Source organism: Streptomyces sp. NPDC004610, assembly GCF_040609715.1.
Taxonomy (GTDB): domain Bacteria; phylum Actinomycetota; class Actinomycetes; order Streptomycetales; family Streptomycetaceae; genus Streptomyces.
The window spans coordinates 83,670-102,234 of sequence record NZ_JBEXLA010000018.1; the positions used below are offsets into that span (position 1 = coordinate 83,670).

18 protein-coding genes are annotated in these 18,565 nt (G+C 72.0%); 8 read left to right on the forward strand and 10 right to left on the reverse strand.

From position 1 onward, the window contains the following. Positions 1-191 precede the first annotated feature (191 nt). Positions 192-935, forward strand: coding sequence for a GntR family transcriptional regulator (locus ABZX40_RS21100; RefSeq protein ID WP_355740279.1), 744 nt, complete (start codon positions 192-194; stop codon positions 933-935). A gap of 101 nt (positions 936-1,036) precedes the next feature. Next, positions 1,037-1,936: an ROK family protein gene (locus tag ABZX40_RS21105; RefSeq protein WP_355740277.1), complete on the forward strand. Its 900-nt coding sequence runs from the start codon at positions 1,037-1,039 to the stop codon at positions 1,934-1,936. A gap of 165 nt (positions 1,937-2,101) precedes the next feature. On the opposite strand, the gene ABZX40_RS21110 is transcribed toward ABZX40_RS21105, so the two are convergent. Next, positions 2,102-2,650, reverse strand: a complete 549-nt coding sequence (locus ABZX40_RS21110; RefSeq protein ID WP_355740275.1) for a GNAT family N-acetyltransferase — start codon at positions 2,648-2,650, stop codon at positions 2,102-2,104. A gap of 232 nt (positions 2,651-2,882) precedes the next feature. On the opposite strand from ABZX40_RS21110, the gene ABZX40_RS21115 reads away from it, so the two are divergent. Together ABZX40_RS21115 and ABZX40_RS21120 are read left to right on the forward strand one after the other, a co-directional pair. After that, complete coding sequence (locus ABZX40_RS21115) at positions 2,883-3,734, forward strand: NmrA/HSCARG family protein (RefSeq protein ID WP_355740273.1); 852 nt, start codon at positions 2,883-2,885, stop codon at positions 3,732-3,734. A gap of 142 nt (positions 3,735-3,876) precedes the next feature. Then, positions 3,877-4,377, forward strand: coding sequence for a DUF6086 family protein (locus ABZX40_RS21120; protein WP_355740271.1), 501 nt, complete (start codon positions 3,877-3,879; stop codon positions 4,375-4,377). A 433-nt stretch (positions 4,378-4,810) separates the two neighbouring features. On the opposite strand, the gene ABZX40_RS21125 is transcribed toward ABZX40_RS21120, so the two are convergent. Then, positions 4,811-5,284 carry an NUDIX domain-containing protein gene (locus ABZX40_RS21125; RefSeq protein ID WP_355740269.1) on the reverse strand — a complete coding sequence of 158 codons (474 nt, stop codon included), beginning with the start codon at positions 5,282-5,284 and terminating at the stop codon, positions 4,811-4,813. A gap of 127 nt (positions 5,285-5,411) precedes the next feature. Between ABZX40_RS21125 and ABZX40_RS21130 the strand changes: the two genes are divergently transcribed. Both ABZX40_RS21130 and gap read left to right on the forward strand, forming a co-directional pair. Next, the gene (locus tag ABZX40_RS21130; protein ID WP_355740267.1) at positions 5,412-6,368 is read left to right on the forward strand and encodes a helix-turn-helix domain-containing protein; all 957 of its coding nucleotides are present in this window, start codon (positions 5,412-5,414) and stop codon (positions 6,366-6,368) included. A gap of 258 nt (positions 6,369-6,626) precedes the next feature. Continuing rightward, positions 6,627-7,625, forward strand: coding sequence for a type I glyceraldehyde-3-phosphate dehydrogenase (gene gap / locus ABZX40_RS21135; RefSeq protein ID WP_355740265.1), 999 nt, complete (start codon positions 6,627-6,629; stop codon positions 7,623-7,625). Between the two features lie 134 nt (positions 7,626-7,759). Here gap and ABZX40_RS21140 read toward each other — a convergent pair whose 3' ends face one another. Then, a complete protein-coding gene (locus ABZX40_RS21140) occupies positions 7,760-9,127 on the reverse strand; it encodes an MFS transporter (protein WP_355740263.1) in 1,368 nt (455 codons plus the stop codon). A gap of 203 nt (positions 9,128-9,330) precedes the next feature. Between ABZX40_RS21140 and ABZX40_RS21145 the strand changes: the two genes are divergently transcribed. Next, positions 9,331-10,062: a TetR/AcrR family transcriptional regulator gene (locus tag ABZX40_RS21145; RefSeq protein ID WP_355740261.1), complete on the forward strand. Its 732-nt coding sequence runs from the start codon at positions 9,331-9,333 to the stop codon at positions 10,060-10,062. A gap of 32 nt (positions 10,063-10,094) precedes the next feature. Here ABZX40_RS21145 and ABZX40_RS21150 read toward each other — a convergent pair whose 3' ends face one another. Next, positions 10,095-11,216: a DNA gyrase subunit B gene (locus tag ABZX40_RS21150; RefSeq protein ID WP_355740259.1), complete on the reverse strand. Its 1,122-nt coding sequence runs from the start codon at positions 11,214-11,216 to the stop codon at positions 10,095-10,097. A gap of 442 nt (positions 11,217-11,658) precedes the next feature. After that, positions 11,659-11,901 (reverse strand): DUF6411 family protein, encoded by a 243-nt coding sequence (locus ABZX40_RS21155; RefSeq protein ID WP_355740257.1) that lies wholly within the window; start codon positions 11,899-11,901, stop codon positions 11,659-11,661. 246 nt (positions 11,902-12,147) lie between these two features. Here ABZX40_RS21155 and ABZX40_RS21160 point away from each other — a divergent pair, with 246 nt between their 5' ends. Continuing rightward, entirely contained in the window at positions 12,148-12,495 is a 348-nt protein-coding gene (locus tag ABZX40_RS21160) for a hypothetical protein (RefSeq protein WP_355740255.1), read from the forward strand. A gap of 31 nt (positions 12,496-12,526) precedes the next feature. Here ABZX40_RS21160 and ABZX40_RS21165 read toward each other — a convergent pair whose 3' ends face one another. Genes ABZX40_RS21165 through ABZX40_RS21185 form a run of 5 tightly spaced genes read right to left on the reverse strand, consistent with a single transcriptional unit; the run spans position 12,527 to position 18,509 of the window. Continuing rightward, on the reverse strand, positions 12,527-13,897 hold the full coding sequence (locus tag ABZX40_RS21165; RefSeq protein ID WP_355740253.1) for a hypothetical protein: 1,371 nt from the start codon (positions 13,895-13,897) through the stop codon (positions 12,527-12,529). Next, the gene (locus ABZX40_RS21170) at positions 13,897-14,523 is read right to left on the reverse strand and encodes a hypothetical protein (RefSeq protein ID WP_355740251.1); all 627 of its coding nucleotides are present in this window, start codon (positions 14,521-14,523) and stop codon (positions 13,897-13,899) included. Before ABZX40_RS21170 ends, ABZX40_RS21165 begins: the two co-directional genes overlap by 1 nt. Beyond that, positions 14,511-16,484 (reverse strand): dynamin family protein, encoded by a 1,974-nt coding sequence (locus ABZX40_RS21175; RefSeq protein ID WP_355740249.1) that lies wholly within the window; start codon positions 16,482-16,484, stop codon positions 14,511-14,513. Before ABZX40_RS21175 ends, ABZX40_RS21170 begins: the two co-directional genes overlap by 13 nt. After that, positions 16,477-17,142 carry a hypothetical protein gene (locus ABZX40_RS21180; protein ID WP_355740247.1) on the reverse strand — a complete coding sequence of 222 codons (666 nt, stop codon included), beginning with the start codon at positions 17,140-17,142 and terminating at the stop codon, positions 16,477-16,479. Before ABZX40_RS21180 ends, ABZX40_RS21175 begins: the two co-directional genes overlap by 8 nt. Next, positions 17,139-18,509 carry a GTPase gene (locus tag ABZX40_RS21185; protein ID WP_355740245.1) on the reverse strand — a complete coding sequence of 457 codons (1,371 nt, stop codon included), beginning with the start codon at positions 18,507-18,509 and terminating at the stop codon, positions 17,139-17,141. Before ABZX40_RS21185 ends, ABZX40_RS21180 begins: the two co-directional genes overlap by 4 nt. Positions 18,510-18,565 lie beyond the last annotated feature (56 nt).

Below are 18,565 nucleotides of genomic sequence, written 5' to 3' on the forward strand. Positions count from 1 at the left end.
ACGGGTGCGGCGCCCGGAAACGGGAGCGGCACCCCGCGAGGGGGACGGCAACCGAAAGGGAACGTGAGATTCCGGCCCCTCGGTGTTCCTCGGTGCTGCTCGGATCATGCAGCAGATCAGACCAGATAGTCCAGTGTTTGTACCAGATTGATATCTGGTCCAGCGACTGGTTGCTCTGGTACTTTCCTGTCGTGACCGAATACGACACCCCGTCGGCCGCGGGCCCTGCCGTTCAACTCGCCCACCACGAGCTGGTACAGCTCCTCGACCGCCGCGTCTGGGTACCCGGGAGCCGCCTGCCGGGCGAGCGCGCCCTGGCCGCCCGGGTCGGAGTGAGCCGCAACAGCCTGCGGCTGGCCCTGGCCACTCTCGAATCCGAGGGACGGATCCACGCCTCCGCCCAGCGCGGCTGGTTCGTCTCGACGGATGTGGTGAGCGAGCCCCCGAGCCTCCTTCGGAGCTTCACCGACATCGCACGCGAGCGCGGACTGCGCCCCACGGCCCAGTTGTTGCACCGCACGGTGCGCCCGGCGACCTACGACGAGTCCGCCCGCCTCAGGGTGGCCCCCGCCTCCGAGGTCCTGGAGATCTCCCGGGTCCGCGGGCTCGACGAGGTGCCCGTCTGTGTCGACACCACGGTCCTGATCCGGTCACGGGCCCCCGGCCTGGAGACCGCCGACCTCACCGACCGGTCGCTCTTCGCCGCGCTGGAGGAGGTCGCCGGGATCCGGGTGATGCGCAGCACCTACACGGCCCAGGCGATCGGCGCCGACCCCTCGGTCGCCGACCTGCTGCGGCTGCCCGTCGGCGCTCCGGTGCTGGTCGGCGAGGAGATCACCTGCGATCAGCAGGACGCCCCGGTACTGCTGGGCCGCGCGGTGTACCGGGGGGACGCCTACCGCTTCGAGGCGACGCTGCACCGGTCGGTGGACTGACGTCCGCGACCGGTCGGCGGGACCGGCGTCCCGTACCAGAGCCGCGTGGGAAGCGCGCGCATGAAGGATGAGGACCTGTGAGCACTACGACGAGGGTGAGCATGACCGAAGTCACCGCCGCCCTGGATGTCGGCGGAACCAAGATCGCCGCGGGTCTGGTGGCCCCCGACGGCACGGTCCTGCACCGCGAGGAGCGGCCGACGGCCGTCGAGGGCCGGTTGCGTGACCCCGGCCTGGCCGGCACCGTGGCCGCCGCGCGGGCCCTGCTGACGGAGGCCGGGCGGCACGGACTGACCGTCGTGGCGCTCGGCGCCGGTTTCCCCGAGTACGTCACCGAGGACGGCCGCCTGACCAGCCGTGAAGTACTCGCCTGGGACATCCAGCCCCGGAAGCTGCTGAGCCATGAACTGCCCGGAATCCCGGTCGCGGTGGGCTCCGACGTACGCTGCGGCGCGCTCGGCGAGGCCCGCCACGGCGCCGGGGCGGGCCTGACGGACTTCCTCTATGTCTCCCTCGGCACCGGGCTCTCCTCCACGCTCGTCGTCGGTGGAACCCCGGTGGCGGGGCGGCGCGGTGAGGCCATCGCGCTGGGCGAGTTCGAGGTCCCCTCGTCGGTCGACCCCGGCTGGCGGGGCACCCTGGAGCAGTACTGCTCGGGACGCGGCATCGGCGATCGGCGCACCGCGCTCGGCGGGGCCATCACCCCGGGCGCCCGCGAGGTGACCGCGCTGGCGGAACGCGGCGACCCGGTCTCGGCGCAGGTCCTGGCCAGTGCGGGGGCGGCCCTGGGCACCGTACTCGCCATGGTCGTACGGCTGCTGGACCCCGCCGCGATCGTTCTCGGCGGCGGCCTCGGGACGGCGCCGGGTCCGGTGCGGTCGGCCATGGAGTCGGCCTACGCCGAACGCGGGGCGGGCCGTCCCGACGCGCCGCCTCTGCTGACGGCGGCGCTCGGTCCGGAGTCGGGACTGATCGGCGCGGCGTGTTTGGGGACGGCCTGAGGGCTGGAGGGGGGTGGGGGCGGGTGGTTCAGGGGTGGGGCTTGGGGGCGGTGGGGAGCGCTGGGCAGGTTGGGGTGGTGCAGGCGTGGTTCAGGGGTGGTTCAGGAGTGGTTCAGGGGTGGGGCTTGAAGGCCGTGGGCAGCGCGCTGTGCAGGTTCGGTCGGCTCAGGGGTGCGGTGAGCGGGCCGTGAGGTCGCTCGCCCGGAGGCGGAAGACCTGGAGCCTCGTGCCGTAGTACTTGTCCGTCTCGCCGACCCACTCCATACCGATCCGGCGGATGGTGGCCTCGCCGCGTTTGTTGGCGGGCCGGACCACCGCGAGGATCTCGTCGAGCCCTTCCTCGACCGCCCACTTGGCGACGGCGAGGCCCGCCTCCGTGGCGTAGCCGTGCCCCCAGGCGCTGGGCAGCAACTGCCATCCCACCTCCATGTCATCGCCCCGGGGCGGCAGCGGCAGCAGCACGGCGCCGCCGATGAGACGGTGGTCGTCGCGCAGTTCGACGGCCCACCGCCCTGCGGGCCACACCAGCCGGTTGTCCTCCCCGATCCACTGCTGGAGCACCAGCCGCATGGCACCGACATCCGGCACGAGGTCCATCGCCGGACTCAGCCAGCGCGAGACCCCTGAATCCCCGTAGATGGCGAGCGCCTCTTCGGCATCCTCGATGCGCCACGGCCGGAGGATCAATCGCTCAGTCACCAATTCTGTGGACATATCCCCACTCTATCCACGCCACCCACGGCGGACACTCACCACACAGAAGTAGTGCGCTGCGGGGACAGGGCGGCGGCTCCCGCTCTGACACCGTGCGGACACGGGAGGGCGGCCTGTGCCGTCGGTCGCGCCGAGGTGTGGATCATGTCTGTACCCGGAGTCTTCGGTCCGGGCGGCCGACCGGGTCCGGACGTTGCCCGGAGGTCCGGGTCCTGTGGTGAGGAGCTTCTTGATGACTGATCAGCCGATCCTGGTGCTGGGTGCGACCGGCGGACAGGGCGGGGCCGTGACCGGCGCGCTGCTGGCGCGCGGGGCCCGAGTCAGGGGCATGGTTCGCGACCCGCGCAAGGGCTCCGCTCAGCGGCTGGCCGACCTGGGCGTGGACGTCGTCGCGGGTTCGCTCGATGATCGCGGGTCCCTGGCCGCGGCGATGGACGGGGTGGCGGCGGTGTTCGCCTTCACCACTCCCTTCGAGGCCGGGATGGAGGCGGAGGTGGCGCAGGGCCGGGCGATCCTGGGTGCCGCCGGAGCACGGCGCGTACCGCATCTGGTGTTCAGTTCGGTGGCCGGGGCCGACCAGGACAGCGGGGTGCCGCACTTCGACAGCAAGGCCCGTATCGAGGCCGAGCTGACGGCCGGTGAGGTGCAGTACACGATCCTGGGGCCCACCTACTTCTTCGACAACGCCCTCGGTGGAGCCCAGCGCATCGCCGACGGCGCACTCGATCTGCCGCTGCCGTCCGACAGGCCCTTGCAGCAGTTGCACCGCGCCGATCTGGGTGCTTTCGCGGCCGAGGTCCTGCTCGACCCGGCCCGCTACACCGGCCGCCGTATCGAGCTGGCCGGCGACGCGCCCACCCCCGCGCAGATGGCCGCCGCGCTGGGCACGGCACTGGCCCGACCGGTACGGCACGAGCGGTACCCGCTGGAGGCCATCGGCAACCCGGACATGCACGCCATGTGGACGTTCCTCAACGGGCCGGGCTACCGCGTCGACCTCCCCGCCCTGCACGCGGCGCATCCCCGGATCGCGTGGACCAGTTTCGCCGACTGGGCACGGGACACTTTCACCCCGGCCCGCTGAAGCCGACGGGGCGGGGGCGGAAGGCTCATGCCGGTGCCGGTGTGGGGGGGCTTCGGCCCTCCCAGGGGCGGATTTACTCGGGTGTCCTCCGCTCCCCCGTCTTCTACTCTCTGCCGGGGCGGCTGAGCAGGGGGGAACGGCGATGAGCATGTACTTCGACATGGGTGACGAGACGCTGTGGAATCCGTCGAACGGCGCCGGGCGCCTCTTCCTCCGGCAGATCGAGGTCTTCGAGGGCGAACTCAGGCTGCCCTCGGGCATCGGCCAGGGCAGGCACTGGGGCGATCCGGACACACTTGAGGTCGATCCGGCCGTGTACGGGGACTTCGTACGCGGCCTGGTCGCCCGGCACTGCCGGACGGAACACGCCGTGATCCTCGCACTCTCCGAAGGGTTCGTGGCGACGGCGGTGGCGCTCGCGCGGCGGGCGGGGATCGGAGTGGAGATGCCGGAGCCCGGGGCCGGTCAGGGTCAAGGGCAGGAGCAGGAGCAGGAGCAGCATCAGGGGCAGGGGCAGGGGCAGGCGGGTGGTGGTGCCCGGTGGGACGTGCAGGTTCCCGGCGGTCCCCGGGGCGGGCAGGCTGACGTCGTCGCCGCGTTGGAGGCCCGGGTGCGGGAGATGGACCGCTGGATGGCTCGCTGAGCGGGCCCGCCCGGAGCGCTGACCAGTGTCCGGTCTCCATGTCTTCTTACCCCTGCCGGTCGGCGACCTCGTGCGGGCCACTCCGCTCCCCCGCGCAAGACGATCACCGGCGCATACTTCGACACGTGTCGACATGGTGGTCTCCTCCGGCGCCCACCTGCGGGCCCCGGTCGACTTCGACGGCGTCGCCCCTACGCCGTCGATCCCGCGGACGCGGCCCGGCTGTGGGACCTGCCCTTGCGGCTGCTGGCCCGGCTCCGCTTCGGGCTCCCGCTCTGCCGGGACCACGACCTCATCAAGGACATCGGCGTCCACGACGGCCCAAGACACCGACACCTATGTACGGCAGGTTCGGGACCAGTTACCCCGCTGGTGGCGCCGCGCACCGGGACATCACTGAGTGCCGTGCGCTTACTGCGGACGACCGCTTCGCTCAGTGCTGGATCAGCCCGCCGACCGGGACGGGGGCGACATGCCCGGTCAAGGGAAGCGACCGGGCCATGGTGAGGCCGATGTCGACCAGCGACGACCGGCGCAGGCGGGCGACTTCGGACAGCGGGGTCCAGACCGACTCGGAGATCTCACCGTCCGGCTCCGGGCGCAACTGACCGCCGGTGATACGCACCTGGTAGAAGACACCCACGTTCTGATGCTCCGGTCCGCCGGGGACAGCGCGTTCGGCGGCCGGGATCACCCGGGAGTCCACTCCCAGCAGCCGCTCGACCACCGCGTCGCAGCCCGTCTCCTCGGCGACTTCGCGGATCACCGCGTCATAGGGGTCCTCCGCATGCTCCACCCTGCCACCCGGAAGGGTCCAGGTGCTCTCCCCCATCGGCGGCACATGACGGGCCAGCAGCACGCTGCCACCCTCGATACACACGGCGTAGGCCGCAAGCCGGAAACTCACTCCCCCGCACCTCCCATCGAACCCTATCCCCTGGCCCCTTATCCCCCTTTCCTCCTATCCCCCTGTCCCACCGAACCCACCGTGCCGTGGGCCTGCGTGCCTCCCCGCCCCACGTAACCTCTCACCTGTGTCAGCCTCCCGTCTGCATCGCGTCGCCGTCCTCGTGCTGGAGGGTGCGAAGCCGCTCGATGTCGGCATCCCCGCGCAGGTCTTCACGACCCGCGCGAGCATGCCGTACGAGGTGCGGGTGTGCGGGGCCGCGCCCGGTCTCGTCACCGGCGGCGACGGTCTGTCGTACGCCGTCGCCCACGGCCTCGACGCGCTCGCGTGGGCCGATATCGTCTTCGTGCCCGGTTACCGGTTCCCGGGCCGTGACGATCCGCCGCCGGCCGTGGTCGACGCGCTGATCGCCGCCCATGAGCGGGGTGCGCGGCTCGCCGCCATCTCCACGGGGGCCTTCGCGCTCGCCGCGACGGGCCTGCTCGACGGCCGACGTGCCACGACGCACTGGCACTACGCGCGGGCGCTCGCGGAGAAGCATCCGCTGGTCCGGGTCGACGAGAACGTGCTGTTCGTGGACGAGGGCAGCGTGCTGACCTCGGCCGGTGCGGCGTCGGGGATCGACCTGTGCCTGCACATCCTGCGCGGCGATCTCGGGGTGGCCGCGTCGAATCACGCGGCCCGGCGCCTGGTCGCGGCCCCCTACCGCAGCGGCGGGCAGGCGCAGTACGTGCCGCGCAGTGTGCCCGAGCCGCTGGGTGAGCGGTTCGCCGCCACCCGGGAGTGGGCGCTGCACCGGCTGGGCGAGCCCCTCACCCTGGAACACCTCGCCCGGCATGCCGCGGTGTCGCCGCGCACCTTCTCGCGGCGCTTTGTCGAGGACACCGGGTACACGCCGATGGAGTGGGTCATGCGCGCCCGTATCGATCTGGCCCGTGAGCTGCTGGAACGTTCACAGCGGAACGTCGAGCGGATCGCCGCCGATGTCGGCCTGGGTACCGGCGCCAATCTGCGGCTGCATTTCCATCGCATCCTGGGCACGACCCCGAGCGAGTACCGGCGCACGTTCACCCGGGGTGAGTGACCCACCGGGGGCCTTACCCCCGGGGAACCTGGGACGGGCCGCCAGTACTCGACCTGAGCCGATCCCTCCCTCTGAACCTGGCGCCCAGGCGCCCTGGCGCGATCCTTTTGAACCCTGGCGATCACGCCACTGTCGTCAGCGGACACCACACGCGAGATTGGCCGTGAGCCGTAAGTCGTAAGCCGTGAGCCGCGAACGGTCGAACCGTCGAACCGTCGAACCGTCGAACGGTCAACGAAAACCGAAGGGACATCACTCATGACGCGCATCGCCGTCAATGGATTCGGCCGCATCGGACGCAATGTGCTGCGTGCGCTGCTGGAACGTGACAGTGAGCTGGAGATCGTCGCGGTCAACGACCTCACCGAGCCCACCACCCTCGCGCGGCTGCTCGCCTATGACACGACGGCGGGCCGTCTCGGCCGCCCGGTGACCGCCGACGGGGACGCCCTGATCGTCGACGGCCGCCGCATCACGGTGCTCGCCGAGCGGGACCCGGCACAGCTGCCCTGGGCCGAACTCGGCGTGGACATCGTGCTGGAGGCGACGGGCCGCTTCACCTCGGCCGTGGCCGCCCGCGCCCATCTCACCGCAGGTGCGAAGAAGGTGCTGGTCAGCGCGCCGTCGGACGGTGCCGATGTCACGCTCGCGTTCGGTGTGAACACGGACGCCTACGACCCCGACGAGCACACCGTCATCTCGAACGCCTCCTGCACGACCAACGCCCTCGCGCCGCTGGCCGCGGTGCTTGACGATCTCGCCGGCATCGAGCACGGCTTCATGACGACGGTGCACGCCTACACCCAGGAGCAGAACCTCCAGGACGGCCCGCACCGCGATGCCCGCCGCGCCCGTGCCGCCGCCGTCAACATCGTCCCGACCACGACGGGCGCCGCCAAGGCGATCGGCCTCGTCCTGCCCAACCTCGACGGCAAGCTGTCGGGCGACTCGATCCGGGTACCGGTTCCGGTGGGCTCGATCGTCGAACTCAATACGACGGTCACCCGTGAGGTGACGCGCGACGAGGTGCTCGCGGCGTACCGCGCGGCGGCGGAGGGACCGCTCGCCGGTGTCCTCGAATACTCCGACGACCCGCTGGTGTCGTCCGACATCACGGGCAACCCGGCCTCGTCGATCTTCGACTCGGCTCTCACCCGTGTCGACGGCCGTCACATCAAGGTGGTCGCGTGGTACGATAACGAGTGGGGGTTCTCGAACCGGGTGATCGACACGCTCGAACTGCTCGCCGGTCACTGACCGGCGCCCGGAACCCGCCGCGCTCCGAGGCCGGGCACAGCAGCGGCAGTACGTCATCGGAGTCGGCCATCGTCGCCTCACCGGTCGTCGGCTCCTCGCTCAGGTGAAGGTGCTCGACTCCGCCCGGTCACCCGTCACTCAACGCCCTCCCGGCTCCGCTCCCGGCGGGGAACCCGGCGCGGGTGCAGGAGCGCGACCGTGGTCAGTACGGCGATGAACGCAAGCGTGGCGGAGACGGTGAGGACGGCCCGGGTGCCGTCGGTGACCGCCTGGCTGCCGGAACCGGTGCCGTCGTAGTGGGCGAAGACCACGCCCAGCGCCGCCGTGCCGACGCCCGCGCCGAGGGAGGCGAGGGTGGAGACGGTCCCGGCGACCATGCCGACCCGTTCGGGTTCGGTGACCTGGACCGCCACGGCCATCACCGGGGCACCGGCGATTCCGCCACCGGCGCCCCAGGCCAGCAGCGGTATGAGCAGCGCCCACCACGGTGTGCCGGGGGTGATCAGCAGCGCCAGGGCCAGAAATCCGGCGCCCTTGAGCAGATAGCCGGAACCGATCACCACCCCGGGGGCCCAGTGACTGAGCAACCGGGAGCCGACCATGCCCATGGCCATCTGCGCGACGAAGATCGGCGTCATCAGGAGCCCCGCCGAGGTCGGGGTCAGATCCAGACCGTCCGAGAGGTACAGGACCAGGTAGACCGAGCCGCCGATGGTCAGGACGCGGGAGAGGAGGACGGCGAGCATGGCGCCGCAGAACGCGGGCCGTTTGAAGAGTCGTAGCTCCAAGGTCGGTAGGGGCACGCGGAGTTGGAGGACCAGGAAAGCGGTGAGGGCCAGGCAGGAGGTGAGCAGGACGGCGGTGTCCTGGGCCGCCCATGGTGTGTCGCCGGGGCGGAGCATGAGCAGGGTCGCGGTTCCGATGCCGAGGATGAGCAGCAGGCTTCCGGCCCAGTCGGGCCGTCCGGCCGAGGAGTTCCGGGGCGCGTCGCGGGGCAGCACACGGGCGGCCAGTACCCAGGCCGCCACCCCGAGCGGAAGGTTGACCGCGAAGACCGACCGCCATCCGAAGGCGTCGACGAGCACTCCACCGACCGTAGGGGCGAGAAGCCCGGCCGCGGTCGCGCACGACCCCCAGGCGCCGATGGCGAGATTGCGTTCCTCGCCGGTGTAGCGGTCCGCGATCAGCGGGATGCCGTTCACCATGATCACCGCGGCTCCGCAGCCCTGGACCACCCGGGCGGCGTTCAGCCACCCCAGGTCGGGTGCGAGGGCGGCGGCCAGCGAGGCCAGGGTGAACACGGCGATCCCGGCCAGGAAGAGAGACCGCCGCCCCCAGCGGTCCGAGAGACTTCCGGCGACCTGGGTGAGTGCCCCCATCGCCACCATGTAGGTCACCACCACCGACTCCACGGACGCCCCGCCGCCGATGTCCTCGCCGATCAGCGGGAGTCCGATGGCGACGATGGTGAGGTCGACGACGACCAGTCCCGTGGAGGCCATCACCAGCACGAGGACCCCACTCGGCGGCGGGAAACGACGGGACCTGCGAGCTTTGAGAGGGGACTTCTGCTTTCCCGGACGGGACTTCGCGGCTTCCATACGGCAGGCGACCTCCGGGCGCGCAGGGCTGGTGGGGACAGCCTGCAGGCTCCCGGCGCTAAAAGTCAACGTGTGTGAAGTTCAAGCGGCCGTACGATGACGCCATGCCTGCCACCTCCCGCCGTCGCCCCACCACGCGCAAGGGCCGTCCCGTCCTCACCCGGGAGGCCATCGCCGCCAAGGCGCTGGAGATGGCCGGTACGCAAGGGTTCCGTTCCGTCACCATGCGCGCCCTGGCGGCCGAACTCGACGTCACCGTGCGGGCTCTCTACAACTACGTCGAGGACCGCCAGGAGGTCATCGACCTCGCCCTCGCCCTCATGCTCGACTCCTGGACCCTGCCGCCGCTGCGCCCCACGGCCTGGGAGGAGTCCGTCACCGGGTACGCGCGCTCACTGCGCGAGCTGTACGCGCGCTGGCCGCGAGCCCTCCTCGTCTCTCTCGACGAGGACGCGCCCCCCGCGTCCGTACACCCCAACCGCCTGCTGAACGTCGACCGCTTCCTCCAGCTCCTGCGCGACATCGGCCTCGGTCTTCCGGCCGCGCTGGAGGTGCACCGCCATCTGTCCCTTCTGATGCTCTCGTTCGCCCTCGTGGTCGACCGCCCTGCCGCTCCCTCCGCCGAGGACCGTGGAGCACCGGTCCCCGGCACCTGGCTGGCGGCCCACTCCGACCTCGACCTCCCCGCCCTGCGAGAGGCCGCCGAGTTGCCCGCCCCCAGCACGGACGCCCAGTTCGACCAACTCGTCTCCGTCGTCCTCGCACACATCCACAGCCACCTCGGCACTTCACCGAGCGATCCCGCCACCCCCGAGGCGGACGCACCCGGGGCTTAGGCAGACCCCGAGGCGGAGACACACACGGGGCCCTAGCGAGAACTCCCCGCCACTACTCCCCGCGCCCGCTCCGCATCACCGTCCAGCCACGCGCCCACCGCCTCCCGGACGCGTTCCCCCACCGCCTCGCGCACCCCGTCGCCGGCGAGCCTGCCGCGGATGGGACCTTCGTAGACGGGACTGTCGAGCTTGACGGACACGACCGCCATCAGCCCGAGGCCAAGCGGTTGCCGGCCGCCGCGCTCCCGCGCCCGCGCGTCCAACGCGGCCCTCACCCCGTCCCGCAGGCCCTCGATGGCCGTGCCGCCGTCCAGGGTGGAGCGGCCGTTGGCGAAGCCCAGGACGTGATCCGGGCCGGTGCCGCTCCAGCCCAGGATGACCTCCATGGTTCCCCCCATCCGCGCGTCCTCCGCCGCGAAGCGGACGGCGTCCGTGGGCACCGGAAGCTCCCTCTGCGCCACAGTGTGGGCGAACAGGTCCCCCAGGCCGTCCGGGTAGCGCAGCCGCACCGACCGTTCCGGCCCCGGAGGGCGGCGGTCGGTGAGGGTGATGTCCATGGCCGGGTAGAGAAAGGCCAGTTCGCGGAAGCGCTGTTCCAGGCCGGTGAAGGAGAAGTCCAGCGTCTCGAACAGACCGGGGTCGGGCCGGAAGGTGATGCGTGTCCCGGTGCCGTCCGCCGGGCCGACGGTAGCGGGCGGCGCTAGCGGCTCGCCGTACGCGTACTCCTGGACCCGGCGCACCCCGTCGCGCCGCACCTCGGCAGTCAGCCGGGCGGACAGCGCGTTGACGACACAGGGCCCGACCCCCCAGGTGCCGACGAGCACCCGCTCCCGGCCACAGGGCCCCGGCGGGAAGGGCGGCAGCCGGGTGAACAGGTCCTCCAACCCCGGCGTGTCCCCGTCCCCTTGAAGAGGGAACCCCGGGCCGTCATCGGTGACCCGCACCCAGCCGTCCGCCAGGAGCACGATCTCGACCCGGGTCGCCCGGCCCGCGGCGACCGCGTTCACCGCCTCGTCCGCGGCCCCGCACAGCAGATGGTGCAGCCCGCGCGGCCCGGCCGAGCCGACATACATCCCGGGCCGCTTCCTGATCATCTCCAGGACCTCGACCCGGGCAGCGCCATACTCGTCCGCGCCTTCACTCACGTCACTCACAGAGCCCCCTCCAACGGGTGTCCAACAACGCTTCCACCCTAGGGGAAATCCAGGAAAATGCCAGGTCAGAGCAAGTATGGGGAGGCTCTGAGCGGGATGCTGAGGGACCGTCACGGCATCGTCCGCCCCGACCGCCACGGCCTCGCCCACATTCACTCCCACCCACCCTCGGCGCCGCCCTCGCACCCTTCCTGACGCCGCGCCAGGGCACCGATTTCCCGAATTCCGAAGCTGTCGGAACCAGCGGTCAGGTCATGGGCGATGACATGGACAAAGGCGTAGGCGAAGAGATGGGGGAAGAGATGGGCAGGCGATGCCCGAGGGTGCTCGTGGCCCGGGATGCTGGTTACGTGCCGGGCCCGGCGGCCGGAACGCGATGGGGCCTGACTGCTCTCATCTCATCCCCTGAAGGACCACTCACATCGACCATCGCCACCTGCGCTCAGAACGGCATCCGCCGCCGCGCCCTGCGCCCGGCCGAGCCGGATCGCCCGACGGCCCGCGAACTGGAATGGAACGGCTTGCTGAAGACCCGCCCGAGAAGACCGGGCGCCTTCCCGCCCGTACGGGCACCCGTACCCAGCATGCGCTGCACGCGACTCTGCGGGTACCAGGACGATCGCGGCAGAACGAACCCGAGAATCAGCAGAACCACGCACACGGCGACGATCCCGACGACAATCACGATGCGCTCACCTCACTCTTCCCTCTCTTCGGATCCCTTTCTCCGGATCCCCGTCTTCGGATCCCTCTCGGCTTCCCCGGGCGAACCGGCGTATGCCCTGCCCGGCCCTGCCCGGCCCCGCCGACGCCGCCGCGCGCACGTTCCCGCCGCTGCCGCAAGTTGCGATCACCCGTCCGGGGAAACACGCTGGAAGCAAGACATGACAAGCGCCTTGCGCCTCCCCCACCCCGGATCCAAGAGGCGGCCATGCAAGAGACCACGGACGAGATCCAGACCCGCACACTGTCCCTGGCCGAGGCCGAGACCACGGCGATCGGCCCGGGTTCCTACGCCCTCCGCTTTGCCCTGGGGCCCCTCAAGGGCGTCGTCGACCTCGATCTGCTCGGGGGTGCGACGGCACCCATCGGCGCCGACTCACTGGTGTTCGCGTCCATCGCGGAGACGCCACCGGGCGGCGGCGCGAAGTTCCTCGGTGCGGCGAAGATCAGCATCCTGAATCTGGCGCCCCACCAGAACGGCGTCGGCACGCGCGTCTTCGTCGACTGGCCCAGCGAACTCCCCACGTCCATCGATTTCCTGGTGATCAACAACTGACCTCCAGCCCCGGACCGGACCCCGGCGGCGATCAGCCGAGGAAGGCGCCGAACTCCCCACCCATGTCGATATCGCTGGGGGGATCGACGGGGCCGGTGGTCGTCCGGTCCTGGGCCGCCTCCACCCCCGAACCGGACTCCGACGCCGACCCGACCTCCGACCCCGAGCCGGACTCCGACCTCGGCTCCGACCCCGACCTCGACTCCGACCTCGGCTCCGTTGGCTGGTCGGAGCCATGTCGTCTCCAGTCGATGCCCGGCGGCACATACAGCCCATCCGGCACATCCAGCACTTCCGGCATATCGCCCCCGCCCCCGGGCACGGATGCCTGCGGCTGCCGTTCGCCCTCCTTCGCGTTCGAGGGCTGATCGTGCATCAGATGCGCGGTGACCCGGTGTCCGAGTTCATAGCCGACGGGGAGCGCGACCGCGGCACCCAAGCCGTGTGAGGCGAGTCCGTTGAGTACGTGGCCCGTGGTGGCCGCGAAGAGGCCGGTGGTTCTCGGCGGAATCTCCGGGGGCTCCTCTCGGGGGGACCAGGGGAAGCCGGGGTCGGCCAGCATGATCGTCAGGAGTCGGGTGGCGTTCCCGACGGCGTAGTCGCGCAGGGCGTTGGGGCGGCCGTCGACGTCGACAATGGCGTCGGTGGCGGCCTTCGTCGCCTCGGCGCGGTCCGACAGGCCGCGCAGGACCAGCAGGTCGACATGGTCCTGGGGGTAGGCGGCCAGAGCGGCGCCACCCGCCTCCATCTCCACCGCCGCCAGTTTGCGATGGTGGGTCTTCAGCACCTCCTTGAACACCTCCGAGCCGACGACGTGTTCGCCGCTGGCGACGGGGGCGACGTGGTAGCGCGGGCCGGTGGCGGGGCGGTGGGACGGCTCGATGCGGCAGGCCGCGTGCGCCTCGTCGGACCAGTTCCGGGCGAGTTCGGCGGTGGCGGCGCGGCGGGGGAAGTTGTTGACGTAGCGCAGCAGGTCGGCGGACGGCTTCCAGTTGGTGGCCGCCAGGCGGTAGCGGGGGCGGGTCGGGTCCTCGGCGTCGTCCACGATCTTGCTCTGGTTGAGGTAGTCGACGATCTCCGAGGCGATGACGACATCACCGAGCGCGAGATCGTCGTCGAGCGCCGCCGCGGTGCCGACGAGGGCGACCAGGGAGACCTTGAAGGCGTGGACGAGGTCGTTGACGGCGACGGCGGCGTTCGGCAGCCCCATGGTGTCGAGGACGGTGAGGACTCCGGTGACATCGGAGCCGGGGACGCGGAAGCGGTAGTAGACGCGCTTCTCGTGCTCGACGTCGCCGAGCTTGTCGAGTCTGGACATCACGTACCAGAACTCTTCGTCCAGGGCGACCACCAGGCCCACTCTGGGGTTCAGAGCGTCGTGCGTGTCGGTCTTCGTGGCCATCACGGCTCACCTCCGTCGCGGGGATCCGCTGCGAGGACGATGCGGGTGGAGAGGACGGTGGCCGCCAGCAGTTCGGCGGTCGCCACCACGGTCAGGGCCGGTCGGCCGGTGCTGTCGGACCAGAGGTAGGAGAGGGGGGCCAGCATGGCCGGAACGGCGAACATGATCAGGTCCACGGCGAGCTGGAGGTATTTGCCGGACACCCGCAGCCGTCCGCCGCGGTGCGCGGTCTCCCAGGCGAGGACATCGGACGGTGCCGCGCCGATCGCTGCCGCCAAGCGTGGCCGCAGTGCCGTCCGGAAGTAGCGGCCGATGGCGGAGACCTTCTCGTCGTTGGCCAGATAGGTCCAGCCGAGCACGATGCACACCGGGGGCAGGAGCAGGACGAGTCCGGCGGCGTGGCCCGCCCCGACGACGCCCGCGGCGGTGGCGGCGAAGACCGCGAGGGTCGCGTACATGAGATGGTCGCGGGCGATGATCCGGGCGTTCTGCTCCGCCTTGAGTGCCTCGTACTCGCTGATGAGGACGTGCAGGAGCAGGTCCGGGGCCGACGGTCCCCCGGGTGCCGGCTCCGGTCCGGTGGGCCCCGGTGGCGCGGTGGCGCGGCCGGTGCTCAACTGGTCCATAGCAGCCGGGCCTCCTCGAACTGCGCCCGCAGCCGCTCCAGTTCCCGCTCCGCGAGGTCGATCTCGTTCAGGAGGCCCACCCGCTGGTCGAGGGTGAGGCCGGTGATCCGGACCAGGTCGGCGCGGTCGCGGTCGACCTGGGCCTGCTCCTGCTCCAGCCGGTTCTGGATCTCCACGGTGAGGGCGTCCCGCTGCTCGCACGCCTGGGCGCAGGCGTCGTTCGCCGCGGCGACGCGGATCGCCGACAGCACGTCCTCCAGCAGTTCGGCCGCGGCCTCCTGGGTGCGGGCCCGGCGTTTACGCCAGGCGGCTATCCCGCCGAAGAGCACCGCCGCCGCGCCCGCCATCAGGACCGCCGCGGGCAGCGCCGCGATCGCCGCGCCGGCGAGGGCGACGGTGGTGCCGTAGGGGTGGGGGGTGCCCTGCTTGCGCTGCTCGAAGACCACGCTGCGGGACATCACCCCGACGCCCACCATCGCGGCTGCCGACGCCGTGGTGTCGTCCAGTTCGTAGGCGCCCGCGGTGAGCGGGCCGGGCACCCGCACGGCGAGTTCCCCGGCCGACTGGAGCCGGCCCAGATGCGCGCCGACCGGCCCCTGCGGATCGTCGCGGGTGATCTCGTCGACCGCGGTGTCGAGCCGCCGTTTGACGAGGGCCTGCATCTCGGCCGAGGCGGCGGCCGGTTCCGTGACCAGTTGCAGACAGATCTCCTGGAGTGCCTTGGGGTTCTGGCCGGCGAACCGCTGCTCGTAGTCGGCGCGCAGCACCCGCACCCGCTCCTCCGCCAACTCCCGTACCTGCTTCTGGGCCTCGTCGGCGGCGGCGTCCAGATCGGGCTTCCAGACGTCGCCGTGCTTGGCGATCCACCGGTGGACGTTCCGCTGCCGCGCGCGGATGGCGCGCTCGCCCTCCTCGCCCGCCGCGAGCAGGGACCGGCGCCCGGTCAGCCGGTCGGCGACCGCGGCCATGGTGGAGTCGGCCAGGTGCAGCAGGGTGCGCCGGTGGATCAGCCCGATCTGGTCGATCACGTCGGTCCGCAGCCGGGTGCCGAGTTCGGTGAGACCGCTCAGCTCCAGTTCGCGGTCGCGGCCGGGTCCGGCGGGCTCCTGGTACGCGGCCAGCACCTGCTTGGCGGAGACACTGACCCCGGTGACCTCCTCGCGGAAGCGGTCGGCGAGTTCCCTGCCCCGTGCCTCGTCGCCCAGCAGCGCCGTCCAGGTCTGCGGGGAGCGCAGCGTGGCGAGGTTCTCGCGCAGCCGGGCGGCGGCGTCGCTGGTCTGGTCGGCGTGGGTCTGGACGATGACGTAGCTGCCGACGTGGCCCACGGACTCGGCGAGAAAGCGCAGTTCCGAGGCGCTGATCGGCCGGTCCGGGCGGATGGCGAACAGCACCGCGTCGGTGTCGGCCAGCGCCGCGACGGTGGCCCTGCGGTGGGCGGGGTTGAGCCCGCCTACGCCGGGGGTGTCGGTCAGCCGCAGACCGGCGGCGAGCAGTTCGGAGGGGAGGGCGATGACCGCGCCGAGCACTTCGGCGTCCCGGCCGTGACGCCGCGTCACCATTTTGGCGCCGCGGGCGGTCAGATAGTCCTCGGTCTCCTGCTCGTCCGCCACGTCCCGGACCGTCACGGTGGTGCCCCGGCGAAGGAAGACCGTCGCCAACCGGGCCGGGCCGTGCACCAGCTCGACCTGGACGGACGACAGCGCCTCGACGGCGGAGGGCAGGACGGGGGTGCGGACGAGTGCGTTGAGGAGGGTCGACTTGCCGACCGACACCTCACCGACGGCCGCCACCCGGGCGACGGGGCTGCGCCAGCGGTCGACCAGGTGCCTGAGCGGTTCGATGGCGGTCTCCAGCGCCTGTGCCTCGTGGGCGAGGGCGAGGAGTCCGCGCACGGCAGCCTCCGCCTGGTCGTCGATGGCGGTGGCGGTGGGAGGGGGAGTGGTGCCGGTCGTGTCACTCATGCGGGTCCTCCTCTATGTCGTACACGGCGACCCGCGCGGGTGCGAGGACCCGCCGGGAGGGGGTTTCCCGGAAGCCGGGTTCGAGTACGTCGGCTATCCGGTCGTACTGCTCCGGTCCGGCGGCCCTGCGGGTCTCGCTCCAGCGGTGGGCGGCCGGGTCGAAGGGCGTCCCGGGGTCGGGGCTGATCGTCGCGATCCCGGGCAGCCGGGCCACGACCGCGTGGATCCTGCGGGCCAGTTCCCGGTTGGCGAGCCGGTCGGCGACGGCCAGCAGATCGGAGGCGACGCCGGGGAGGGGCGGGGGGTGGTCGCTGTCCGCGGGTGGTGCCGGTGGGGGCTTGGGGTCGGGCTGGTGCTTGGGGTGGGGGGTGGGGGCGGGCTGGTCCTTGGGGCTGGGGGTGGGGGCGGGCTTGGGGTCCGGGCTGGGGATGGGGCCGGGCTGGGGCTCGGGCTTGAGGCCGGGGATGGGGCGAGGCCCGTCCTCAGGCGTGGCGTCGGGCTTGACGTCCCGTTCGGGTACGGAGACGGGGGTGGGTGCCGGGCGGCGGGGCGCGGGGCGCCGCGGTGTCCCGTTCGCCGTGGGCTCCAGGCGCGCGGCGAGCCGGTGGAGGGCTCGTGCGCCGACCACCCTGGCCCTGCGGGTGGGAAGGGGTTTCACAGCTTCTTCTCCTCCACGTCGGCCTCCAGCGCCCGCCGGGCGGTGTCGGCCATGAAGCCCGCGACCGTGCGGGAGCGGGAGTCGGTGAACGGATCGTCGGTCCGGGCGGTCCAGCGCGCGAGGGCCGCGAGGGTGTCGTGCCGTCCGCAGGGCTCGCCCCGCAGCAGCCGGAGGGCGGTGGTCAGGTCGCCGGACGACAGTCCGTGCCCGGCGGGGGTGTGGCGCAGCAGCCGGGCGGCGGCCCGGGGCCACAGCGCCTGGTACCGGGGGCTGCGCGTCACCTCGGCCAGGGTGGCGCGCACCCGCGCGGCGGGCTCGTCCCGGAGGCGGGCGGCCAGGCGGCGGAGTCGTACCAGGGCGGCGGTGGAGGTGAACAGATCGGCGTCGTCGGCCATGTCGGTCAGCACCGCTTCCAGCGAGCCGATGCGTGACATCCGCTCGAACACCGCGGCGACATCGGCGGGGTCGTGCATTCCGGTGGTGGCCCGGACGAGTTCGGGCAGCGGCTTCGGGCCGCCGACGGCCTCTTCGAAGGCTTCCCGGTCGGCGTCCGGGACCCGTCCGGAAAGTTCCGCCGCCACCCGGTCCCAGGACGGCACGGACCACCGCGCGGACGACGGCAGTGAGCGCAGGGCGTCGAGGACCGCGACCGTCCGCCGGTCGACCAGACCGGTCCTGGCGGCGACCGCCATCCGCTGGTTGACGCCCGCGAACCGGAAGGTGACCGGGGTGTCGCCGCGCACCCGGTGCTCGATGGTGTCGGCGTCCTCGTCCACCAGCTCGATCTTCGACATGACGGCGACCACGTTGCCGACCAGGTCGAAGGGGCCCGCGGAGAGGGCGGCGAGTTCCTCCAGCCGGTCGGCCCAGTGGTCGACCCGGCCGCCGTCGAGGATGCAGACGAAGGCCGCGGCGGCACCGGACAGATCGCCGCCGCCCATCATCCGCAGGGTCTCGCGCGGGTTGTCCGAGAGGGTGTTCAGCCCCGGGCTGTCGCCCAGCAGCAGTCGGTCCGCGAGGGGGAAACCGACGGCGACCGCCCGGTGCGACGGGTCCGGGAGCGCGGGCGCGGAGAGGTGGGGGCCGTGGTACCAGGTGACCGAGGACGTGGTCTCGGCGAACGCGGTCCGGGCCAGCGGACGGGCCACCAGCGCGTTCAGCAGGGTCGATTTGCCGGTCGAGACATCGCCCACGATCAGCACCCGCAACGGCTGTCCGCACTGGGCGACGATGTCGTTCAGCGTCGTGTCCCCGGCCAGCGCCGGGTGCTGGAGCAGGGCGTGGCAGTGGTCCGCGATGACGGCACAGGCGGGGCTGGGGGCCGGGGCAGGGACGGTCGCCGGTGGGGCGGGCTCGGAGGCGGTCATCGCTCGGGCGGGCTCGGGGGCGGTTTGCGGACGGGCGGGCTGAGGGGCGGTTTCCG

Bases quoted from the DNA above. Each gene is read 5' to 3' on its own strand.
- ABZX40_RS21105 (WP_355740277.1), top strand. From the start codon at position 1,037: ATGACCGAAGTCACCGCCGCCCTGGATGTCGGCGGAACCAAGATCGCC.
- ABZX40_RS21110 (WP_355740275.1), bottom strand. From the start codon at position 2,650: ATGTCCACAGAATTGGTGACTGAGCGATTGATCCTCCGGCCGTGGCGC.
- ABZX40_RS21115 (WP_355740273.1), top strand. From the start codon at position 2,883: ATGACTGATCAGCCGATCCTGGTGCTGGGTGCGACCGGCGGACAGGGC.
- ABZX40_RS21120 (WP_355740271.1), top strand. From the start codon at position 3,877: ATGAGCATGTACTTCGACATGGGTGACGAGACGCTGTGGAATCCGTCG.
- gap (WP_355740265.1), top strand. From the start codon at position 6,627: ATGACGCGCATCGCCGTCAATGGATTCGGCCGCATCGGACGCAATGTG.
- ABZX40_RS21140 (WP_355740263.1), bottom strand. From the start codon at position 9,127: ATGGCCTCCACGGGACTGGTCGTCGTCGACCTCACCATCGTCGCCATC.
- ABZX40_RS21145 (WP_355740261.1), top strand. From the start codon at position 9,331: ATGCCTGCCACCTCCCGCCGTCGCCCCACCACGCGCAAGGGCCGTCCC.
- ABZX40_RS21160 (WP_355740255.1), top strand. From the start codon at position 12,148: ATGCAAGAGACCACGGACGAGATCCAGACCCGCACACTGTCCCTGGCC.
- ABZX40_RS21165 (WP_355740253.1), bottom strand. From the start codon at position 13,897: ATGGCCACGAAGACCGACACGCACGACGCTCTGAACCCCAGAGTGGGC.
- ABZX40_RS21170 (WP_355740251.1), bottom strand. From the start codon at position 14,523: ATGGACCAGTTGAGCACCGGCCGCGCCACCGCGCCACCGGGGCCCACC.
- ABZX40_RS21175 (WP_355740249.1), bottom strand. From the start codon at position 16,484: ATGAGTGACACGACCGGCACCACTCCCCCTCCCACCGCCACCGCCATC.
- ABZX40_RS21185 (WP_355740245.1), bottom strand. From the start codon at position 18,509: ATGACCGCCTCCGAGCCCGCCCCACCGGCGACCGTCCCTGCCCCGGCC.